The organism is Mesorhizobium sp. WSM4810, from assembly GCF_055811235.1.
Map to the genome: position 1 here is coordinate 303,023 of NZ_JBVVQV010000003.1, position 16,365 is coordinate 319,387.

The window sequence follows — 16,365 nt, forward strand, 5'->3', positions numbered from 1 at the left end:
CGGCCCCCCCCCCGGCGGCCCATGCCGCCACCCCCCCCCCCCCCGCGGGTCCCCCCGTTGTGTGCCCGGCGGCCCCCCCCCCCCCCTCCCCCTGCCGGACATGTCCGGCAGGACAGAGGGGGGCGCCTCGCTCCGCGATCAAAGGTATCACCGTGCCGAGCTACTAATACAAAAGCTCTCAGTTTCTTGGGAGTTTCAACTTTTTTGTATCCGGTGCGTCACAAGCCGGCCATATGCGTTTGAGCATTGGATTTCCCAGGCCCGGTTCCCATTTTCGGGTCCGATGCTCTAACGGAGAACAAGCCTTGGATGCCCTGAAATCGCTCATCGAATCGCGCCGCTTCGACCTCGCGATCATGGTCCTGATCCTGATCAACGCCGTCACGCTCGGCCTCGAAACCTCGCCCGACGCGATTGCGGCCTTTGGCCCGCTTCTGACGGCCATCGACCGCGCGATCCTCGGCGTCTTCGTGCTCGAACTCGCGATCCGGCTGGTCGTCTACAGGACGCATTTCTTCCGCGATCCATGGCGCATCTTCGACCTCTTCGTCGTCGGTTTTGCGCTTATCCCCACGACCGGGTCGCTCTCGGTACTGCGGGCGCTGCGCATCCTGCGGGTGCTGCGCCTGATCAGCATCGTTCCGTCGTTGCGCCGCGTCGTCACCGGCTTCATCACCGCCTTGCCCGGCATGGGCTCGATCATGCTGTTGCTCGGGCTGGTGTTCTACGTCTTTGCGGTGATGGCGACGAAGCTCTACGGCTCGTCGTTTCCCGAATTGTTCGGCGGCATACCGGCATCGCTGTTCACGCTTTTCCAGGTCATGACCCTCGAAGGCTGGTCGGACGGCGTGGTGCGCCCGGTCATGGAGGTCTATCCGGCGGCCTGGCTGTTCTTCATCCCGTTCATCATCGCGACCTCGTTCACCGTGCTCAACCTGTTCATCGGCGTGATCGTTTCGGCGATGGAGGCCGAGCATGAAGCGGTTGAATCGGCCGACAGGGCGACGCTGCACAGCGATCAGGCGATGATCCTGGCGGAGTTGCAAGCGCTGCGGGCGGAGGTCCGCGAATTGACCGGCGTTCGCGGCTAGAGCGCCTCCGCGAGCATTGCAAAACACCGTCGGCGGCTTGTGATGGGTGCCATGAAAGAGCCCGCCGCTTCATTTGCGAAGCGGCGGGTCCCCCAATACCCCCTCGATTGCCAGGTCAAGATTGCCCCCCCGCTTCGCTGACCGTGCAATTGCGGCGCCAGACCCAGTGACCCATTACGGGACACCTATGCCAAAGACGCAAGACGGGTTTGGCGATTCATATTCACTGTGGCTAATATGTCACCGTGGTCGGAGATGACGGCCAATCTCCCCCCTTGAGGGGGAGATGTCCGGCAGGACAGAGGGGGTCGGTTCGACTGGGCGCGGCCTTCTCTCTTGCGACAGAGGAGGTTGGCGCATTGCGTCAGACGACCCCCTCTGTCGCCTTCGGCGACATCTCCCCCTCAAGGGGGGAGATCAGCAGCTTCGGCCTCGGCGAGCAGCGCCTCGACCTCTTGCAGCGTCGGCATCGACGGCGCCGTGCCCGGCCGGGTGACCGAGATGCCGGCGACGGCGCAGGCGAAGCGGACCGCTTGCAGCGGGTCCACGCCTCTCGCAAGTGCTGCGGCCAGACCGCCATTGAAGGCGTCGCCCGCGCCGGTGGTCTCGACCACGGGACCGGCTTTGATCGCGCCGACATGGTCGGATCGGCTGGCCGTGTGCAGCAGCGCGCCCTGTTCGCCGAGCGTCACGATAACCGCGCCGGCGCCTTTTCCAAGCAAACGATCGGCGGCGCGGCGGGCGCCGTCGATGGACGACACCTTGATGCCGGTCAGTTCCTCGGCCTCGGTCTCGTTGGGCGTGACATAGTCGCAGAGCGTGTAGATGCGCTCGGGCAGGCTTGCCGCGGGCGCCGGGTTGAGGATGGTCGTCACCCCTGCCCCGCGCGCGATCTCCAGCGCCCGCATCGCCGCCTCGATCGGCTGCTCGAGCTGGGTGACGAAGACGCCGGCCGAGCGGATCAGGCCAGCGTTAGCCTCGATGTCGTCGGGCGAAATCAGCATGGCCGCACCCGGGCTGACGATGATGGCGTTGTTGCCGCTCGTCTCCTCGACGAAGATATAGGCCGCACCCGTATAACTCTCCGGCGTGTCGATGACGGCGCTCTTCACCCCGGCCTGCGTCCAGGTTTGCCTCGCCATATCGGCAAAGGGATCGACGCCAAGGCGCGTCAAAAAAGTGATGTCGGCGCCGAGACGGCCGGCCGCGACCGCCTGGTTGGAGCCCTTGCCGCCCGGGCCGAGGGTGAAGGATGTTCCAAGGATCGTCTCGCCCATGCGCGGCTGGCGGGCGGCGCGGTAGGCGGTGTCGGCGACGAAGACGCCCAATATGACGACAGGCTTGATGACCACAGGCTTGCCTGGCATCCCGCTACTCCGCGTCCGGCGGAACGACGCCCTTGCGGAAGGCAAAACAGCCATAGAAGCGGCGCTCGCCGGTCTGGATGACGCAATAGGCCTTTTTGGCACGTTCGTAGAAGGCGTAGCGCTCGACCGAAATCATCGGCCAGGCCTTGCCCTCCGCAGCATCGATCTCGCCTTGCACTTCCTGCTGCACGGCGGGAATCTCGTCCGGCTTGCCGACGATCTCCATGCGGGCGGCGGCATCGTCGACGAAAGTGTCCAGCGGATAGAGCGACAGCACCGCCTTGACCACGTCAGCCGCCGGTGCATCGATGCGCAGCAGCCGACCGAGCACCGTCTGGCGGGCCACCGAATCGGAGGGGAAGTTGGTGTCGGCGATGATCAGATCGTCACCATGGCCCATCGCCCGCAACGCCTGGAGCACGTCGGCATTGAGCAGCGGATTGATCCCTTTGAGCATAGTTCCCTCCCGAACGGGCTTTTTTGATGCGAAGCCTGGCGCATGATCCCGAAGTGTTGTCGGTTTTCGGACAAGATCATGCGCAATTCAAAGTGTTTTAGAGACGATTGCCGGTCTCTGCGTCGAACAGATGGACCTGGTCGAGCCGCGGTTTCAGATGCAGCGTGTCGCCCGGCTTGAAGTCGTGGCGCTCACGGAACAGCGCCACCATCTCGCCCTCGCCGAAACGCAGAAACACCAGCGTTTCGGAACCGGTCGGCTCGACGACGGAAATCTTCGCCGGCACGCCGTCGGGGTGGATTTCGAGATGCTCGGGCCGGACGCCGTAGACGACATTGCGGCCGTCCTCCACCTTGCTGCTCGCAGCCATCGGGAACGGCGTCCCGGCGATCTCGACGATGGACTTGTCGCCCTTGCGTACCACGCCCTTGAGCAGGTTCATCGACGGCGAGCCGATGAAGCCGGCGACGAACAGGTTGGCCGGCCGGTCGAACAGTTCCAGCGGCGCGCCGACCTGCTCGATGCGGCCGTCGCGCATCACGACGATCTTGTCGGCCATGGTCATGGCCTCGATCTGGTCGTGCGTGACGTAGATGGTGGTGGTCTTCAGCCGCTGGTGCAGTTCCTTGATCTCGGTGCGCATCTGGACGCGCAGCTTGGCGTCGAGGTTGGACAGCGGCTCGTCGAACAAAAACACCTGCGGGTTGCGCACGATGGCGCGACCCATGGCGACGCGCTGGCGCTGGCCGCCGGAGAGCTGGCGCGGATAGCGCTTGAGATAGGGGTTGAGATCGAGGATATCGGCGGCGCGCTTGACCCGCTCGGCGACATCGGCCGGATCGGTCTTGCGCAGTTTTAGCGCAAAGGCCATGTTCTGCTCGACCGTCTTGTGCGGATAGAGCGCGTAGTTCTGGAACACCATGGCGATGTCGCGCTTGGCCGGCGGCAGATGGTTGACGACACGGTCGCCGATGGCGATCGTGCCGCCGGAAACGGTCTCCAGCCCCGCCACCATCCTGAGCAGCGTGGACTTGCCGCACCCCGAAGGGCCGACCAGCACCACGAACTGCCCGTCGGCGATGTCGACGCTGACACCGTGCAGGACCTTGACGGTTCCGAACGCCTTGGCCACATTGCTGATCGCGACTTGAGCCATCGGCCCCCCTTTCGTTGCGGTGAAGCTAAACAAGGCAAACGGCGAGGGCAAGTCAGTCTTTTATAGATAAAAAACCCTGTTCTCGTTTGACACGGCACCTGGTTGTGAGAATAGTGAACGGGCTCGGGTTTTGACCCTGTTCCGGGCGCGCCGGCACGCTGGTCCGGACCACGGAAATCGAAGCGTTGCGGGAGGAAAAATTGAGGACGCGCTGTTGTTGGGGAACATTTCCAGCGCTCCAAACACCCGAACAATCACCATTGAGAATCGCCATTGAGATTCTCAATCATCACGAGATTCTGGGAGGAACGAAATGAAAGTCAGCCTTTACAACCAATTCATGCGCGCGGGTGCCACGCGCCGCGATGTCCTCAAGGGCGCGGCCAGCATCGCCGCCGTCGCAGCGGCATCCGGCGCCGGGCTTGGCGCGCTGACGCGCCCGGCTTCCGCGGCAAGCGAATTGCGCGCGCAGATCCTGCAGATCCCCGGTGTCGGCAAGGGCCAGCCGACCGATGCCGACTTCCAGCAGGTCGGCGAGCTTTGCCTGGAGGCGACCAAGGCCAGCGTCAAGGAAGGCGAATTCGCCGGCGTCCAGCTCACCTTCATGGGGCTCAACAACCAGAACCTGCACAATGTGCTGTTTCGCGGCTTCCTGAAGCCGTGGGAGACCTATACCGGCGCCAAGATCAACTGGATCGACCTGGCGCAGGCGGACTACAACGCCCGCCTGCAGCAGTCGATCGCCACCGGCACCGTCGATTTCGACATCATCGAGATGGGCGCGCCGTTCGAAGGCGACGTCTGCGGCAAGGGTCTCACGTCCGAAATGCCGGACTGGGTCAAGGACCAGATCGACATGAAGGACGTCGTGGCCTATCTGCAGCCACCGGTCGGCACCTGGGACGGCAAGCAGTACCGCGTGACCGTCGATGGCGACGCGCACAACTTCAACTACCGCACCGACGTGTTTGCCGATGCCGACCTCGCCAAGGCGTGGAAGGACGGCGGCGGTGGCGGTGAATGGGGCGTGCCCAAGACCTGGCAGCAGGTGCAGGCGGTGACAAAATTCCTCAAGGGCAAGCAGTTCCAGGGCCAGGACGTTTTCGGCTATCTCGACGCGCCCAAGGCCTGGGGCGGCTTCGGCTTCTATTTCCTCGGCAGCCGCGCCAGCGCCTATGCCAAGCATCCCGACGACAAGGCCTGGCTGTTCGATGCCGATACGATGAAGCCGCGCATCAACAATCCAGCCTGGGTGCGGGCGATCCAGGACGTGATCGACGCGCTGCCTTCCGAGCCTGCCGACCAGATCAACGCCGACCCGAACACCACCGCCTTCCAGCAGTTCCTGGCCGGCACCGGTTCGATGGTCACCTGGTGGGGCGACGTCGGCTCCAACGTCAAGACCAACGACAGTTCTGTCGTCGGCGACGTCACCGGCTTCTCGATCCTGCCGGGCTCGGACGACGTCTACAATTCCAAGACCGGCCAGTGGGACAAACTGGCCAGCGGCCCGAACCATGCGCCGAATTGCGCCTATCTCGGCTGGGGCGTCTACGTCATGGCTCGTGTCGATTCGGATGAAAAGAAGAAGAAGGCGGCCTGGTCTGCCGCCGCCCATCTCGGTGGCAAGGACCTGTCGCTCTGGTGCGCGGCGTATCCGTCCGGCTTCCAGCCTTACCGCAACTCGCATTTCGACGTTCCGGAATGGGTGGCGGCCGGTTACGACGAGGCGTTCATCACCTCGTATCTGAAGTCGGAGGCCGACAGCTACAACCATCCGAACGCCGCGATCGAGCCGCGCATCCCCGGCATCTTCCAATATTACAGCGCCGCCGAGGACATCCTGGCCAATACATTTGCCGGCAAGATGACGGCGCAGGAAGGCGCCGACGCCATTGCCGCCGCCTGGGAGAAGCTGACCGACCAGATCGGTCGCGAAAACCAGGTCAAGCTCTACAAGGCCTCGCTCGGCATGTAGGCTGAGACTGTCGTGAAACCGCGGTCCGGCGACGCAAAGCCGCCGGACTGCAGCTTGATCGGCCAGCCGGTCATAACAGCTTGACCGGCGAGCCGGTCATAGCAGCCTTCAGCGAACGGACGAGAAGCGTGGCTGACCAGACCTTGCCCACCAATGCGTGGCCGGCGAACGCCGCTCCATCCGATCTGATATCGCCGGGCGGCAAGCGGCTCGGCCGGGCGTTGATGGCCGCTGCGACGCTCGGCCTGCTGGCCGTGATCGCAGTCCAGATCCTTTACAAGTCAGAGGTCAACACGCTCGGCTTCGAGACCTGGCGGCCGGTCGTCTATGCCTATGTGCTGTGGGGTGTTGCACTCGGCGTCGGCCAGGTGCTGACACGCGGCGAAGACGGCCAGCGCGCGCTGTTCCTGCTGCCGGCGCTGCTGTTCACCATCGCCATGGTGATCTTCCCGACGCTGTTCGGCTTCTACATTGCGCTGACCGACTGGAACCTCAGTTCCTTCTCCGGCCGCAAGTTCAACGGGCTCGACAATTTCTGGCAGATGCTGGCCGATCCCTATTACCGCAACGCGCTGTTCAACATGGTGCTCTATGTGCTGGCGGTGCTGGTCGAATACGTCATCGCCTTTGGCCTGGCCCTGCTGCTCAACGCACAGATCCGCGCGCGTAAATTCTTCCGCGTCGTCTTCCTCATGCCGTTGATGCTGTCGCCGGTCGCGGTGTCGTGGATGATCGGCAAATCGCTGATGGAATACCGCTTCGGGCCGGCCGCGGCGCTGGCGCGCCAGCTCGGCTGGGAAAACCCCGCCTTCTTCTCAAACCCGATCACCGCCCGCATCTCGATCATGGTGCTGGATGCCTGGACGTTCATCCCGTTCATGATGATCATGCTGCTCGCCGGCCTTCAGGCGATGTCACGCGAGGTGCTTGAGGCGGCCAGGGTCGACGGCGCCAATGCCTGGCAGACGTTCTGGCAGGTCACCTTCCCGCTGATGCTGCCGGTATCGGTGACGGCGATCATCCTGCGCATCATCTTCAAGCTGAAGCTTGCCGACATCATCATCACCGTCACCTCGGGCGGCCCGGGCGGCGCGACCGATTCGGTGTCGAGCTTCATCTACCGCGAGTATCGCGACCGCTCGAATGTCGGCTACGGCACCATGCTGGCGATGGCCTACCTCATCATCATCATCGTGTTCGTGACGTGGCTGTTGAAAGTCGCCAATCGCTTCGTGCGCAACGTCAATTGACAGGCGGCCAGATGAGCGTCCAGACCACCGACTATGCCGCTTCCGAAATCCGCTCGCCGGCGAGCTTTTTCGCCAACCGCGTCTTCATCTATGGCGCGCTGGTGTTCTGGGCCTTCATCTGCCTGTTCCCGATCTACTGGACGATAACCACCTCGTTCAAGACCGCGGTCGACGTCACCCAGGGCCATCTCATCCCGTTCGTCGACTTCCAGCCGGACTGGAAGGGCTGGCGCTCGCTCGGCCTGTCGCCGGATGCGATCTTCCGGACCTCGACGGTGCGCGACGAGTTCATCAAGCGCTTCATGAATTCGGTCATCACCTCGGTCGGTGCATCGAGCCTCGCCATCGTCATCGGCAGCCTCGCCGCCTACGGCCTCACCCGCTTCCGCTATCACTTCGCCTGGTTCAAGAACGAGGACATCTCCTTCTTCTTCCTGTCGCAGCTGATCCTGCCGCCGGTGGTGCTCGCCCTGCCCTTTCTCGTGCTGTACCGGGAAGTCGGCATGCTCGACACGCGCATCGGGCTGATCCTGCTCTACACGCTGATGGTGCTGCCGATCGTCATCTGGATCATGCGCGACCAGTTCAACTCCATCCCGGTCGAACTGGAGGAAGCAGCCCTCGTCGACGGCCTGTCGATCTGGGGCGCCTTCTTCCGCATCGTCATGCCGATCGCGCTGCCGGGCATGGTCGCGGCCTTCATCCTGGCGATGGTGCTGTGCTGGAACGAGTATTTCTTCGCCGCACTGCTGACCTCGACCGACGCAAAAACCATTCCCGTCATGGTGGCGAGCCAGACCGGCTCGCAGGGCATCAACTGGTGGTCGATGGCCGCACTCGCCACCGCCGCGATAACGCCGCTCGCCGTCATCGGCATCGCGCTGGAGCGCTACCTGATCATGGGCATGACCGCAGGCGCGGTGAAGTAGCGGTTGCTTCTTTGATGCCGGCAGGACAGAGGGGGGCGCGAAGGATCGCTACGGCTTTCATCCTGCACCACTGCAACGCCCGAATAGAGCGTCTGCGCACAGCCTAGCGCGCCAGTGTCGCCCTCAAATGATCGAGGATCATCGCGACGCCCTTTTGCCCCAGTTCCATCGAGGCCTCAGGGGCGGTCTGCGTATACCATCCCGTATTGTCGGCGAAGTGGCCGGCGTCCACCGCTTCCGGGCACAGCGCCAGCATCAGCGACGTCTCGCCGATGCCGGCATGATCGAAGGGATACTGGCCGTCCGTCACCGTCGGCATCGTCGGCATCAGCGGATGCACTTGTATCCAGTTGAAGAAATTGCCGCCCTCGGCGTGCTCGGCATAGTAGCCGGCCATCGTCTCGGAGCCCCACCAGCCCTCGCCGCGCTCCTTCTCCAGAAAACGGAAGATCGCCTGGCGGCCGGCGGTCTTGAAGGCGAGATCGGTCGGCATGCCGGCAACAAAGTTCTCGGTCTGGTGGTGGATGATGGCGTGGATGTTGCGAAAACCGATGCGCAATAGGCTGTAGAACAGTTCCTCCGCGAACGGAGCCAGCGCCCTGCCGCCGACCTGAACCGAGCCATTGCCCTCTGGCGGCGCCACCGCGTAGCTCGCCGCGCCATAGTAGAAGGCTGGCAGGATGACGATGTCGGCTTCCTTTTCGAACAGCTCCAGCATCTTGACCACCGCCAGCGTGTCCATGCCGACGGCCATGTGCTCACCGTGGTATTCGAGCACGCCGAGCGGGAGCGCGATCGGCCAGTTCTCGGCGATCGCCTTGCGGATCTGGTGCGGCAGCATCAGCTCGTAACGCATGCCCATTACTCCATGTTGGTGTGGCGGGCGGCGTCGATACGGCTTTCGCCGATCCGAGCCAGCACAGTGCCAAGCTCGTCGAGCGCAATTCTGACCAGATCTGTGCCGGCATTGGTCACGATGGTTCGACCAATTTCCCGGAACCCGAAACTTGCCTGAATGTTTGAGCCATTTTTTTCCCCGAACAGCTTGTTTTTGCTCATGCTATCACCGTGAAAGTTCGTGTCCAACGGCTCGGAGTGCTTTTGCAGCGCCCCAGGCGTGATAGTGTCGTGGCAATTGCGTAGGTGAGGAAACGGCAGCATATGAAGACACGGCATTTCGACCGCATCGGCAATGGCGGCATCGCGTTCACGGAACTTGGCTTCGGCACGGCGCCGCTCGGCAACCTCTATCGCGCCGTCTCCGATGAGGATGCCAACGCCACCCTGGAGGCTGCATGGCGGGTCGGCTGCCGCTACTACGACACCGCGCCGCTCTACGGGCTTGGCCTGTCGGAAACGCGGCTCAATCCGTTCCTGCGCTCGAAAAAGCGCGACGACTATGTGCTGTCGAGCAAGGTCGGCCGCATCATGCGCGCCTGCCCGCCGGACCAGCGCACCGGCATCGGCAAGTTCTTCGACACGCCGTCGCGCCGCGAGGTCTACGACTACAGCTATGACGGCGTCATGCGCTCCTTCGAAGCCTCGCTGGAACGCCTCGGCGTCGACCGCATCGACATTCTTTTCGTGCATGACGTCGACGTCTTCACCCATGGCAGCAAGCAGGCCTCGGACCAGCGCATCGAGGAGTTCATGCGCTCGGGCTATTACGGGCTGCTGTCCCTGCGTGACCAGGACGCCATCAAGGCGTTCGGCGGCGGCATCAACGAATGGCAGGTTGCCCAGACGCTTGCCGAGCGCGGCGACTTCGACCTTTTCCTGCTTGCCGGGCGCTATACGCTGCTGGAGCAGGAGGCGCTGCAATCCTTCCTGCCGCTATGCCAGAAGTGCGGCATCGGCATCGTTCTCGGCGGGCCGTATAATTCCGGCATCCTGGCAACCGGTCCGAAGCCCGGCGCCTATTACGATTATACCGAGGCGCCGCAGGACATCCTCGACCGCGTCGCGCGCATCGAGGCCATCTGCAAACGCCACGGCGTGCGCCTGATCGAGGCGGCACTGCAATTTCCGCTGCTGCACCCTTCGGTCGTGTCGGTGATCCCCGGCGGCCAGCGGCCGAGCGAGGTCGAAAGCAACCGGTCGCTGCTCGACGCGGAGCTGCCATCGGCACTCTGGGCCGATCTCAAGCAGGAAGGGCTGATGCGCGCCGATGCGCCGACGGCATAAAGCCGCCTGCTGCTGGCCGACAAGATAAAGGTAGGCGCAAAAGAAAAGCCGGGCATGTCCGGCTTTTCTGATCTCTGAAAAGGGTACGAAGGCGCTTAGAGACTGTTTCGAAATTCGCTCTGGCGAGTCATATGGTGGCGGTTTCGAGAACCGGCGCGCAGCGGACATTTGGGTCCGTGAGCACCGGAAGCGCAGAAAACGCCATCAGATGGCCGCCAGAGTAGAGTTTCCAAACGGTCTCTTAGTTGACTGCGTCCTTGAGGCCCTTGCCGGCCGAAAACTTCGGCACGGTGCGCGCCGGAATCTGCACTTCGGCGCCGGTCTGCGGATTGCGGCCGGTCGAGGCAGCGCGTTTTGACACTGTGAAATTTCCGAAGCCGACAAGCCGGACATCGCCGCCCTTCTTCAGTTCGCCAGTGATGACGGAGAACACCGCATCGACTGCCGACTGCGCGTCACCCTTCGAAATACTCGCGGCATCGGCGACAGCGGACACCAGTTCGTTCTTGTTCATAAAAATTCCCTTCCATGAGAAACCGGAACGTACGACTCATCCGGCAGGAAACGGACTTTAGAAAGAAGCGCTTCCGCAACCAAGTCGAAAAGCGTCAAAAGAGTCGAAAAAACCCCGGAATTCCGGGGTTTTTTCATGAAAAAGCCGGGCGCTGGGGCCCGGCTCTCTCTTGTGCATTGCAACTTTAGCACGATCTAATGCGCTAACAGCTTGCCGGCGTCGTCTCCGGCATCCGCCGCAGCCGGCGCATTGACCGGTTCGACCCACTCGATCGCCTCCGGCATACGCACCAGCGCATGGCGCAAGACTTCACCGACCCGCGCGACCGGAACGATCTCCATGCCGTTCTTCACGTTGTCCGGAATCTCGGCCAGATCCTTGGCGTTGTCTTCCGGGATCAGCACCTTCTTGATGCCGCCGCGCAGTGCTGCAAGCAGCTTCTCCTTGAGCCCGCCGATCGGCAGCACTCTGCCGCGCAGCGTGATCTCGCCGGTCATCGCCACGTCGGCCCTGACCGGGATGCCGGTCAGCACCGAGACGATCGCCGTCGCCATCGCCACGCCCGCCGACGGTCCGTCCTTGGGCGTTGCGCCCTCGGGCACGTGGACGTGGATGTCGCGCTTGTCGAACAGCGGCGGCTCGACGCCGAAATCGAGAGCCCGCGAGCGGACGTAGGAGGCCGCCGCCGAGATCGATTCCTTCATCACGTCGCGCAGATTGCCGGTCACCGTCATGCGGCCCTTGCCGGGCATCATGACGCCTTCGATCGTCAGCAACTCGCCGCCGACTTCCGTCCAGGCGAGCCCGGTGACAACGCCGACCTGATCGTCGGCCTCGACCTGACCGAAGCGGAAGCGCGGAACACCAAGGTAGTCGGCGAGATTGTCCGCCGTGATGTCGACCGTCTTCTTCTTCGTCTTCAGGATCTCGGTCACCGCCTTGCGGCCGAGCTTCATCAGCTCGCGCTCCAGGCTCCTGACGCCCGCTTCACGGGTGTAGGTCTGGATGATGCCGCGGATCGCGTCCTCGCCGACGGAGAACTCCTTCGGCTGCAGCGCGTGGTCGCGGATCACCTTGGGCATCAGGTGGCGCTTGGCGATCTCGATCTTCTCGTCCTCGGTGTAGCCGGCGATACGGATGATCTCCATGCGGTCCATCAACGGTGCCGGGATGTTCAACGTGTTCGCCGTCGTCACGAACATCACGCTCGACAGGTCGTATTCGACCTCGAGATAGTGGTCCATGAACGTCGAGTTCTGCTCCGGATCGAGCACCTCGAGCAACGCCGACGACGGGTCGCCGCGGAAATCCTGGCCCATCTTATCGATCTCGTCGAGCAGGAAGAGCGGGTTGGATTTCTTCGCCTTCTTCATCGACTGGATGACCTTGCCGGGCATCGAGCCGATATAGGTGCGCCGGTGACCGCGGATCTCGGCCTCGTCGCGCACGCCGCCCAGCGCCATGCGGATGAACTCGCGGCCGGTCGCCTTGGCGATCGACTTGCCGAGCGAGGTCTTGCCGACGCCGGGAGGGCCGACGAGGCACAGGATCGGCCCCTTCAGCTTCTTCTGGCGGCTCTGCACGGCGAGATATTCGACGATGCGGTCCTTGACCTTGTCGAGGCCGAAATGGTCGGTGTCGAGCACGTTCTGCGCGAAGGCCAGATCCTGCTTGACCTTGGAGTTCTTGCCCCACGGTATCGACAGGATCCAGTCGAGATAGTTGCGCACGACGGTCGATTCAGCCGACATCGGCGACATCGTCCGCAGCTTCTTCAGTTCGGCTTCCGCCTTTTCGCGGGCCTCCTTGGAGAGCTTGGTCTTCTTGATGCGCGCCTCGATCTCGGCGGCCTCGTCGCGGCCGTCCTCGCCCTCGCCGAGTTCCTTCTGGATCGCCTTCATCTGCTCGTTGAGGTAGTATTCGCGCTGGGTCTTCTCCATCTGGCGCTTGACGCGCGAGCGGATGCGCTTCTCGACCTGCAGGACGGAGATTTCGGCTTCCATGAAGCCCATCGCCTTTTCCAGCCGCTCCTTGACCGAAAGCGTGGCCAGCATCTCCTGCTTCTCGGGGATCTTGATCGCAAGATGCGAGGCAACCGTATCGGCGAGCTTGGAATAGTCGTCGATCTGGCTGGCGGCACCCACCACTTCGGGCGAGATCTTCTTGTTCAGCTTGACGTAGTTCTCGAAGTCGGTGACGACGGAACGGGCCAGCGCCTCGACCTCGACCTCTTCCTCATCCGGTTCGACCAGTGCTGCGGCACGAGCCTCGTGAAAATCGGGACGGTCGGTGAACGAAACGATTTTCGCGCGCGAGGCGCCTTCGACCAGCACCTTGACGGTGCCGTCCGGCAGCTTCAGCAACTGCAGCACATTGGCGAGCGTGCCGATGTCGAAGATCGCATCGGACTCGGGATCGTCATCGGCGGCATTCATCTGGGTCGCAAGCAGGATCTGCTTTTCCTGACCCATCACCTCTTCCAGCGCCTTGATCGACTTTTCACGCCCGACAAAGAGCGGAACGATCATGTGCGGGAACACCACGATGTCGCGCAGTGGGAGGACTGCGAAGACGCCGTCGCTGGGAGTCTTGGATATTTTGGCCATTGTCCAACCTTTCATGTCGCGACCGCCAATCGGCCAACCGCGATTCTCATATTAACGACCGGGGATGGTTCCGCCTACCACCGTTTGTGACGGGAGTTTTACAGCACAGAATTCGGCGCCACGGCCTTCCACCGTTAGTTGGAGGCAAGCGAGGCAAAGATCAAGGGTCGTCACGAAACCGTTCATCCAATCCGTCATAATCCGTTCATCAAGTCGGGCTGTTCATCACAAGTCGGGCCGTTCATCATAGCCTGCCCAGCCGCAAACAGCAAAACGGCGCCTTGCGGCGCCGTTTTAAGAACTCCACTACAGGGCTGGACGTCAGGCGCTGACGTTGCCCTTCTTTTCCTTCTGCTCGGAATAGATGTAGAGCGGCCTGGCGTTGCCCGACACCACCTCTTCCGAAATAACCACTTCGCGCACGCCTTCCAGCGCCGGCAGCTCGAACATCGTGTCGAGCAGGATCGCCTCCATGATCGAGCGCAGGCCGCGCGCGCCGGTCTTGCGCTCGATGGCGCGCTTGGCGATCGCCGACAGCGCATTCTCGTGGAAGGTCAGGTCGACATTCTCCATCTCGAACAGCCGCTGGTACTGCTTGACCAGCGCGTTCTTCGGCTCGGTCAGGATCTGGATCAGCGCCGGCTCATCCAGGTCCTCCAGCGTCGCCAGGACCGGCAGACGGCCGACGAACTCGGGAATGAGGCCGAACTTCAACAGATCCTCAGGCTCGACCAGGCGGAAAACGTCGCCGGTGCGTCGATCCTCGGGCGACGCGACGGTGGCGCCGAAGCCGATCGAGGTCTTGCGGCCGCGATCCGAGATGATCTTGTCCAGCCCGGCGAAGGCGCCGCCGCAGATGAACAGGATGTTGGCGGTGTCGACCTGCAGGAATTCCTGCTGCGGATGCTTCCTGCCGCCCTGCGGCGGCACGGAAGCGACCGTGCCTTCCATGATCTTCAACAGCGCCTGCTGGACGCCCTCGCCCGACACGTCGCGGGTGATCGAGGGATTGTCCGACTTGCGCGAGATCTTGTCGATCTCGTCGATGTAGACGATGCCGCGCTGCGCGCGCTCGACATTGTAGTCGGCCGACTGCAACAGCTTGAGGATGATGTTCTCGACATCCTCGCCGACATAGCCCGCCTCGGTCAGCGTCGTCGCATCGGCCATGGTGAACGGCACGTCGATGATGCGGGCCAGCGTCTGCGCAAGCAGCGTCTTGCCGCAGCCGGTCGGGCCGATCAGCAAGATGTTGGACTTCGCCAGCTCGACGTCGTTGTTCTTGCCGGCATGCGCGAGGCGCTTGTAGTGGTTGTGGACGGCCACCGACAGCACGCGCTTGGCGTAGGGCTGGCCGATGACGTAATCGTCGAGAACCTTGAGGATCTCCTGCGGGGTCGGCACGCCCTCGCGTGACTTCACCATCGAGGTCTTGTTCTCCTCGCGGATGATGTCCATGCAGAGCTCGACGCATTCGTCGCAGATGAACACCGTCGGGCCGGCGATCAGCTTGCGCACTTCGTGCTGGCTTTTGCCGCAAAACGAGCAATAAAGCGTGTTCTTGGAATCACCGCCGCTGTTGCCGACCTTGCTCATTTTCATGTCCTTTCATAGCCGCCCGCCGATGGTCTGGTTGAAAGGGCGCATATCTCAATCTATCGCGGGAAATCGCCGCCGCCAGTAGTCCGGCTCCCGCAACGCATTCCATACGAAACACATATCAGAAAACGTCGCAATGATTCGCATCAACCCCGCACAAAGCTAAGCCGTCGAAAATCAACATAGGCTTAACGTAGGCAATCGCTCCCGTCGAGGGAACAGCCAATTGTGGCCGAAATGCCGCAAGCGGCATCAAAAGCGTGTTTTCGCACCATCCAGCTGCCACCGGGCTTATGTGGCAAGACCCTCGATCGGCTCACGCGACGAAATGACCTTGTCGATGAGGCCGAATTCCCTAGCCTCGTCGGAGGTCATGAAATGGTCGCGGTCGAGCGTCCTTTCAATCTCGTCGTAGCTCTTGCCGGTGTGCTTGACATAGACCTCGTTGAGACGGCGCTTCAGCTTGATGATGTCCTGGGCGTGGCGCTCGATGTCGGAAGCCTGGCCCTGAAAACCACCGGAAGGCTGGTGGACCATGATGCGGGCGTTCGGCGTGGCGAAGCGCATGCCCTTCTCGCCGGCGGTGAGAAGCAGCGAGCCCATCGAGGCGGCCTGGCCGATGCACAGCGTCGCCACCGCCGGCTTGATGAACTGCATGGTGTCGTAGATCGCCATGCCCGAGGTGACGACGCCGCCGGGCGAATTGATGTAGAGGTTGATTTCCTTCTTCGGATTCTCCGCTTCGAGGAATAGGAGCTGCGCGCAGACCAGCGTCGCCATGCCGTCCTCGACCGGACCGGTGATGAAAATGATGCGCTCTTTCAGGAGCCGCGAGAAAATGTCGTAGGCCCGCTCGCCGCGATTGGTCTGCTCGACCACCATCGGAACGAGGTTCATGTAGGTTTCGACGGGGTTCTTCATGGACTATCCCTTATTGAAGATGGGATTCCGGCGCCGGAGATGAGCAAGTCGGGCAGAATCGGTTCTGGATCGTTATCCCTGTAAATAGGATGTCGGCTCACCCTAGCGCAAGGCCGCCCCTCCTAGCCATCCGGTTAAGTCGAATCAAGGTTTCTGCACAGAATTCGCCCGAAGCTGCGCCGGCTGCTGTTGAAGCGGCGCGGCTGCGCTGCCGGGTAACAGTTTCTTAACCGCGTCGCTTAACGAAATGTGCCGAAACCGCTTTCCCGGGACACGGCTTCCCCTACAATTCAACGTTGAGCTTGCGTGGAAA

14 protein-coding genes are annotated in these 16,365 nt (G+C 62.5%); 5 read left to right on the forward strand and 9 right to left on the reverse strand.

Annotation, left to right across the window (positions count from 1 at the left end):
* Nucleotides 1–305: 305 nt before the first annotated feature.
* Nucleotides 306–1,091: an ion transporter gene (locus AC0L3O_RS06475; protein WP_473534582.1), complete on the forward strand. Its 786-nt coding sequence runs from the start codon at nt 306–308 to the stop codon at nt 1,089–1,091.
* Between the two features lie 404 nt (nt 1,092–1,495).
* Here the strand turns inward: AC0L3O_RS06475 and rbsK are convergent, their stop codons facing one another.
* The 3 genes from rbsK to AC0L3O_RS06490 all read right to left on the reverse strand — a co-directional run bounded on the left by rbsK (nt 1,496) and on the right by AC0L3O_RS06490 (nt 4,071).
* On the reverse strand, nt 1,496–2,458 hold the full coding sequence (gene rbsK / locus AC0L3O_RS06480; RefSeq protein WP_473534583.1) for a ribokinase: 963 nt from the start codon (nt 2,456–2,458) through the stop codon (nt 1,496–1,498).
* A gap of 4 nt (nt 2,459–2,462) precedes the next feature.
* Nucleotides 2,463–2,915: an RbsD/FucU family protein gene (locus AC0L3O_RS06485; protein ID WP_023798333.1), complete on the reverse strand. Its 453-nt coding sequence runs from the start codon at nt 2,913–2,915 to the stop codon at nt 2,463–2,465.
* 97 nt (nt 2,916–3,012) lie between these two features.
* Complete coding sequence (locus AC0L3O_RS06490; protein WP_473534584.1) at nt 3,013–4,071, reverse strand: ABC transporter ATP-binding protein; 1,059 nt, start codon at nt 4,069–4,071, stop codon at nt 3,013–3,015.
* Between the two features lie 313 nt (nt 4,072–4,384).
* Between AC0L3O_RS06490 and AC0L3O_RS06495 the strand changes: the two genes are divergently transcribed.
* The 3 genes from AC0L3O_RS06495 to AC0L3O_RS06505 all read left to right on the forward strand — a co-directional run bounded on the left by AC0L3O_RS06495 (nt 4,385) and on the right by AC0L3O_RS06505 (nt 8,228).
* Nucleotides 4,385–6,049 carry an ABC transporter substrate-binding protein gene (locus tag AC0L3O_RS06495; protein WP_473534585.1) on the forward strand — a complete coding sequence of 555 codons (1,665 nt, stop codon included), beginning with the start codon at nt 4,385–4,387 and terminating at the stop codon, nt 6,047–6,049.
* 128 nt (nt 6,050–6,177) lie between these two features.
* Entirely contained in the window at nt 6,178–7,299 is a 1,122-nt protein-coding gene (locus tag AC0L3O_RS06500) for a carbohydrate ABC transporter permease (protein ID WP_473534586.1), read from the forward strand.
* Between the two features lie 11 nt (nt 7,300–7,310).
* On the forward strand, nt 7,311–8,228 hold the full coding sequence (locus tag AC0L3O_RS06505; RefSeq protein WP_027155318.1) for a carbohydrate ABC transporter permease: 918 nt from the start codon (nt 7,311–7,313) through the stop codon (nt 8,226–8,228).
* A 103-nt stretch (nt 8,229–8,331) separates the two neighbouring features.
* On the opposite strand, the gene AC0L3O_RS06510 is transcribed toward AC0L3O_RS06505, so the two are convergent.
* On the reverse strand, nt 8,332–9,084 hold the full coding sequence (locus tag AC0L3O_RS06510; protein WP_473615189.1) for a creatininase family protein: 753 nt from the start codon (nt 9,082–9,084) through the stop codon (nt 8,332–8,334).
* Nucleotides 9,085–9,089: 5 nt separating this feature from the next.
* A complete protein-coding gene (locus AC0L3O_RS06515) occupies nt 9,090–9,287 on the reverse strand; it encodes a hypothetical protein (RefSeq protein ID WP_473534588.1) in 198 nt (65 codons plus the stop codon).
* 102 nt (nt 9,288–9,389) lie between these two features.
* Between AC0L3O_RS06515 and AC0L3O_RS06520 the strand changes: the two genes are divergently transcribed.
* A complete protein-coding gene (locus tag AC0L3O_RS06520; RefSeq protein ID WP_473615191.1) occupies nt 9,390–10,412 on the forward strand; it encodes an aldo/keto reductase in 1,023 nt (340 codons plus the stop codon).
* A gap of 241 nt (nt 10,413–10,653) precedes the next feature.
* Here the strand turns inward: AC0L3O_RS06520 and AC0L3O_RS06525 are convergent, their stop codons facing one another.
* From AC0L3O_RS06525 to clpP, 4 genes are all read right to left on the reverse strand, one after another.
* The gene (locus tag AC0L3O_RS06525; RefSeq protein ID WP_023798342.1) at nt 10,654–10,926 is read right to left on the reverse strand and encodes an HU family DNA-binding protein; all 273 of its coding nucleotides are present in this window, start codon (nt 10,924–10,926) and stop codon (nt 10,654–10,656) included.
* Nucleotides 10,927–11,120: 194 nt separating this feature from the next.
* Nucleotides 11,121–13,532: an endopeptidase La gene (gene lon / locus AC0L3O_RS06530; RefSeq protein ID WP_473615192.1), complete on the reverse strand. Its 2,412-nt coding sequence runs from the start codon at nt 13,530–13,532 to the stop codon at nt 11,121–11,123.
* Between the two features lie 321 nt (nt 13,533–13,853).
* Entirely contained in the window at nt 13,854–15,128 is a 1,275-nt protein-coding gene (gene clpX, locus AC0L3O_RS06535) for an ATP-dependent Clp protease ATP-binding subunit ClpX (protein WP_027155315.1), read from the reverse strand.
* Between the two features lie 294 nt (nt 15,129–15,422).
* A complete protein-coding gene (gene clpP / locus AC0L3O_RS06540) occupies nt 15,423–16,052 on the reverse strand; it encodes an ATP-dependent Clp endopeptidase proteolytic subunit ClpP (RefSeq protein ID WP_128170025.1) in 630 nt (209 codons plus the stop codon).
* Nucleotides 16,053–16,365: the final 313 nt, after the last annotated feature.

Bases quoted from the DNA above. Each gene is read 5' to 3' on its own strand.
- AC0L3O_RS06525 (WP_023798342.1), bottom strand. From the start codon at position 10,926: ATGAACAAGAACGAACTGGTGTCCGCTGTCGCCGATGCCGCGAGTATT.
- AC0L3O_RS06490 (WP_473534584.1), bottom strand. From the start codon at position 4,071: ATGGCTCAAGTCGCGATCAGCAATGTGGCCAAGGCGTTCGGAACCGTC.
- AC0L3O_RS06520 (WP_473615191.1), top strand. From the start codon at position 9,390: ATGAAGACACGGCATTTCGACCGCATCGGCAATGGCGGCATCGCGTTC.
- rbsK (WP_473534583.1), bottom strand. From the start codon at position 2,458: ATGCCAGGCAAGCCTGTGGTCATCAAGCCTGTCGTCATATTGGGCGTC.
- clpP (WP_128170025.1), bottom strand. From the start codon at position 16,052: ATGAAGAACCCCGTCGAAACCTACATGAACCTCGTTCCGATGGTGGTC.
- AC0L3O_RS06495 (WP_473534585.1), top strand. From the start codon at position 4,385: ATGAAAGTCAGCCTTTACAACCAATTCATGCGCGCGGGTGCCACGCGC.
- lon (WP_473615192.1), bottom strand. From the start codon at position 13,532: ATGGCCAAAATATCCAAGACTCCCAGCGACGGCGTCTTCGCAGTCCTC.
- clpX (WP_027155315.1), bottom strand. From the start codon at position 15,128: ATGAGCAAGGTCGGCAACAGCGGCGGTGATTCCAAGAACACGCTTTAT.
- AC0L3O_RS06485 (WP_023798333.1), bottom strand. From the start codon at position 2,915: ATGCTCAAAGGGATCAATCCGCTGCTCAATGCCGACGTGCTCCAGGCG.
- AC0L3O_RS06515 (WP_473534588.1), bottom strand. From the start codon at position 9,287: ATGAGCAAAAACAAGCTGTTCGGGGAAAAAAATGGCTCAAACATTCAG.
- AC0L3O_RS06510 (WP_473615189.1), bottom strand. From the start codon at position 9,084: ATGCGTTACGAGCTGATGCTGCCGCACCAGATCCGCAAGGCGATCGCC.
- AC0L3O_RS06505 (WP_027155318.1), top strand. From the start codon at position 7,311: ATGAGCGTCCAGACCACCGACTATGCCGCTTCCGAAATCCGCTCGCCG.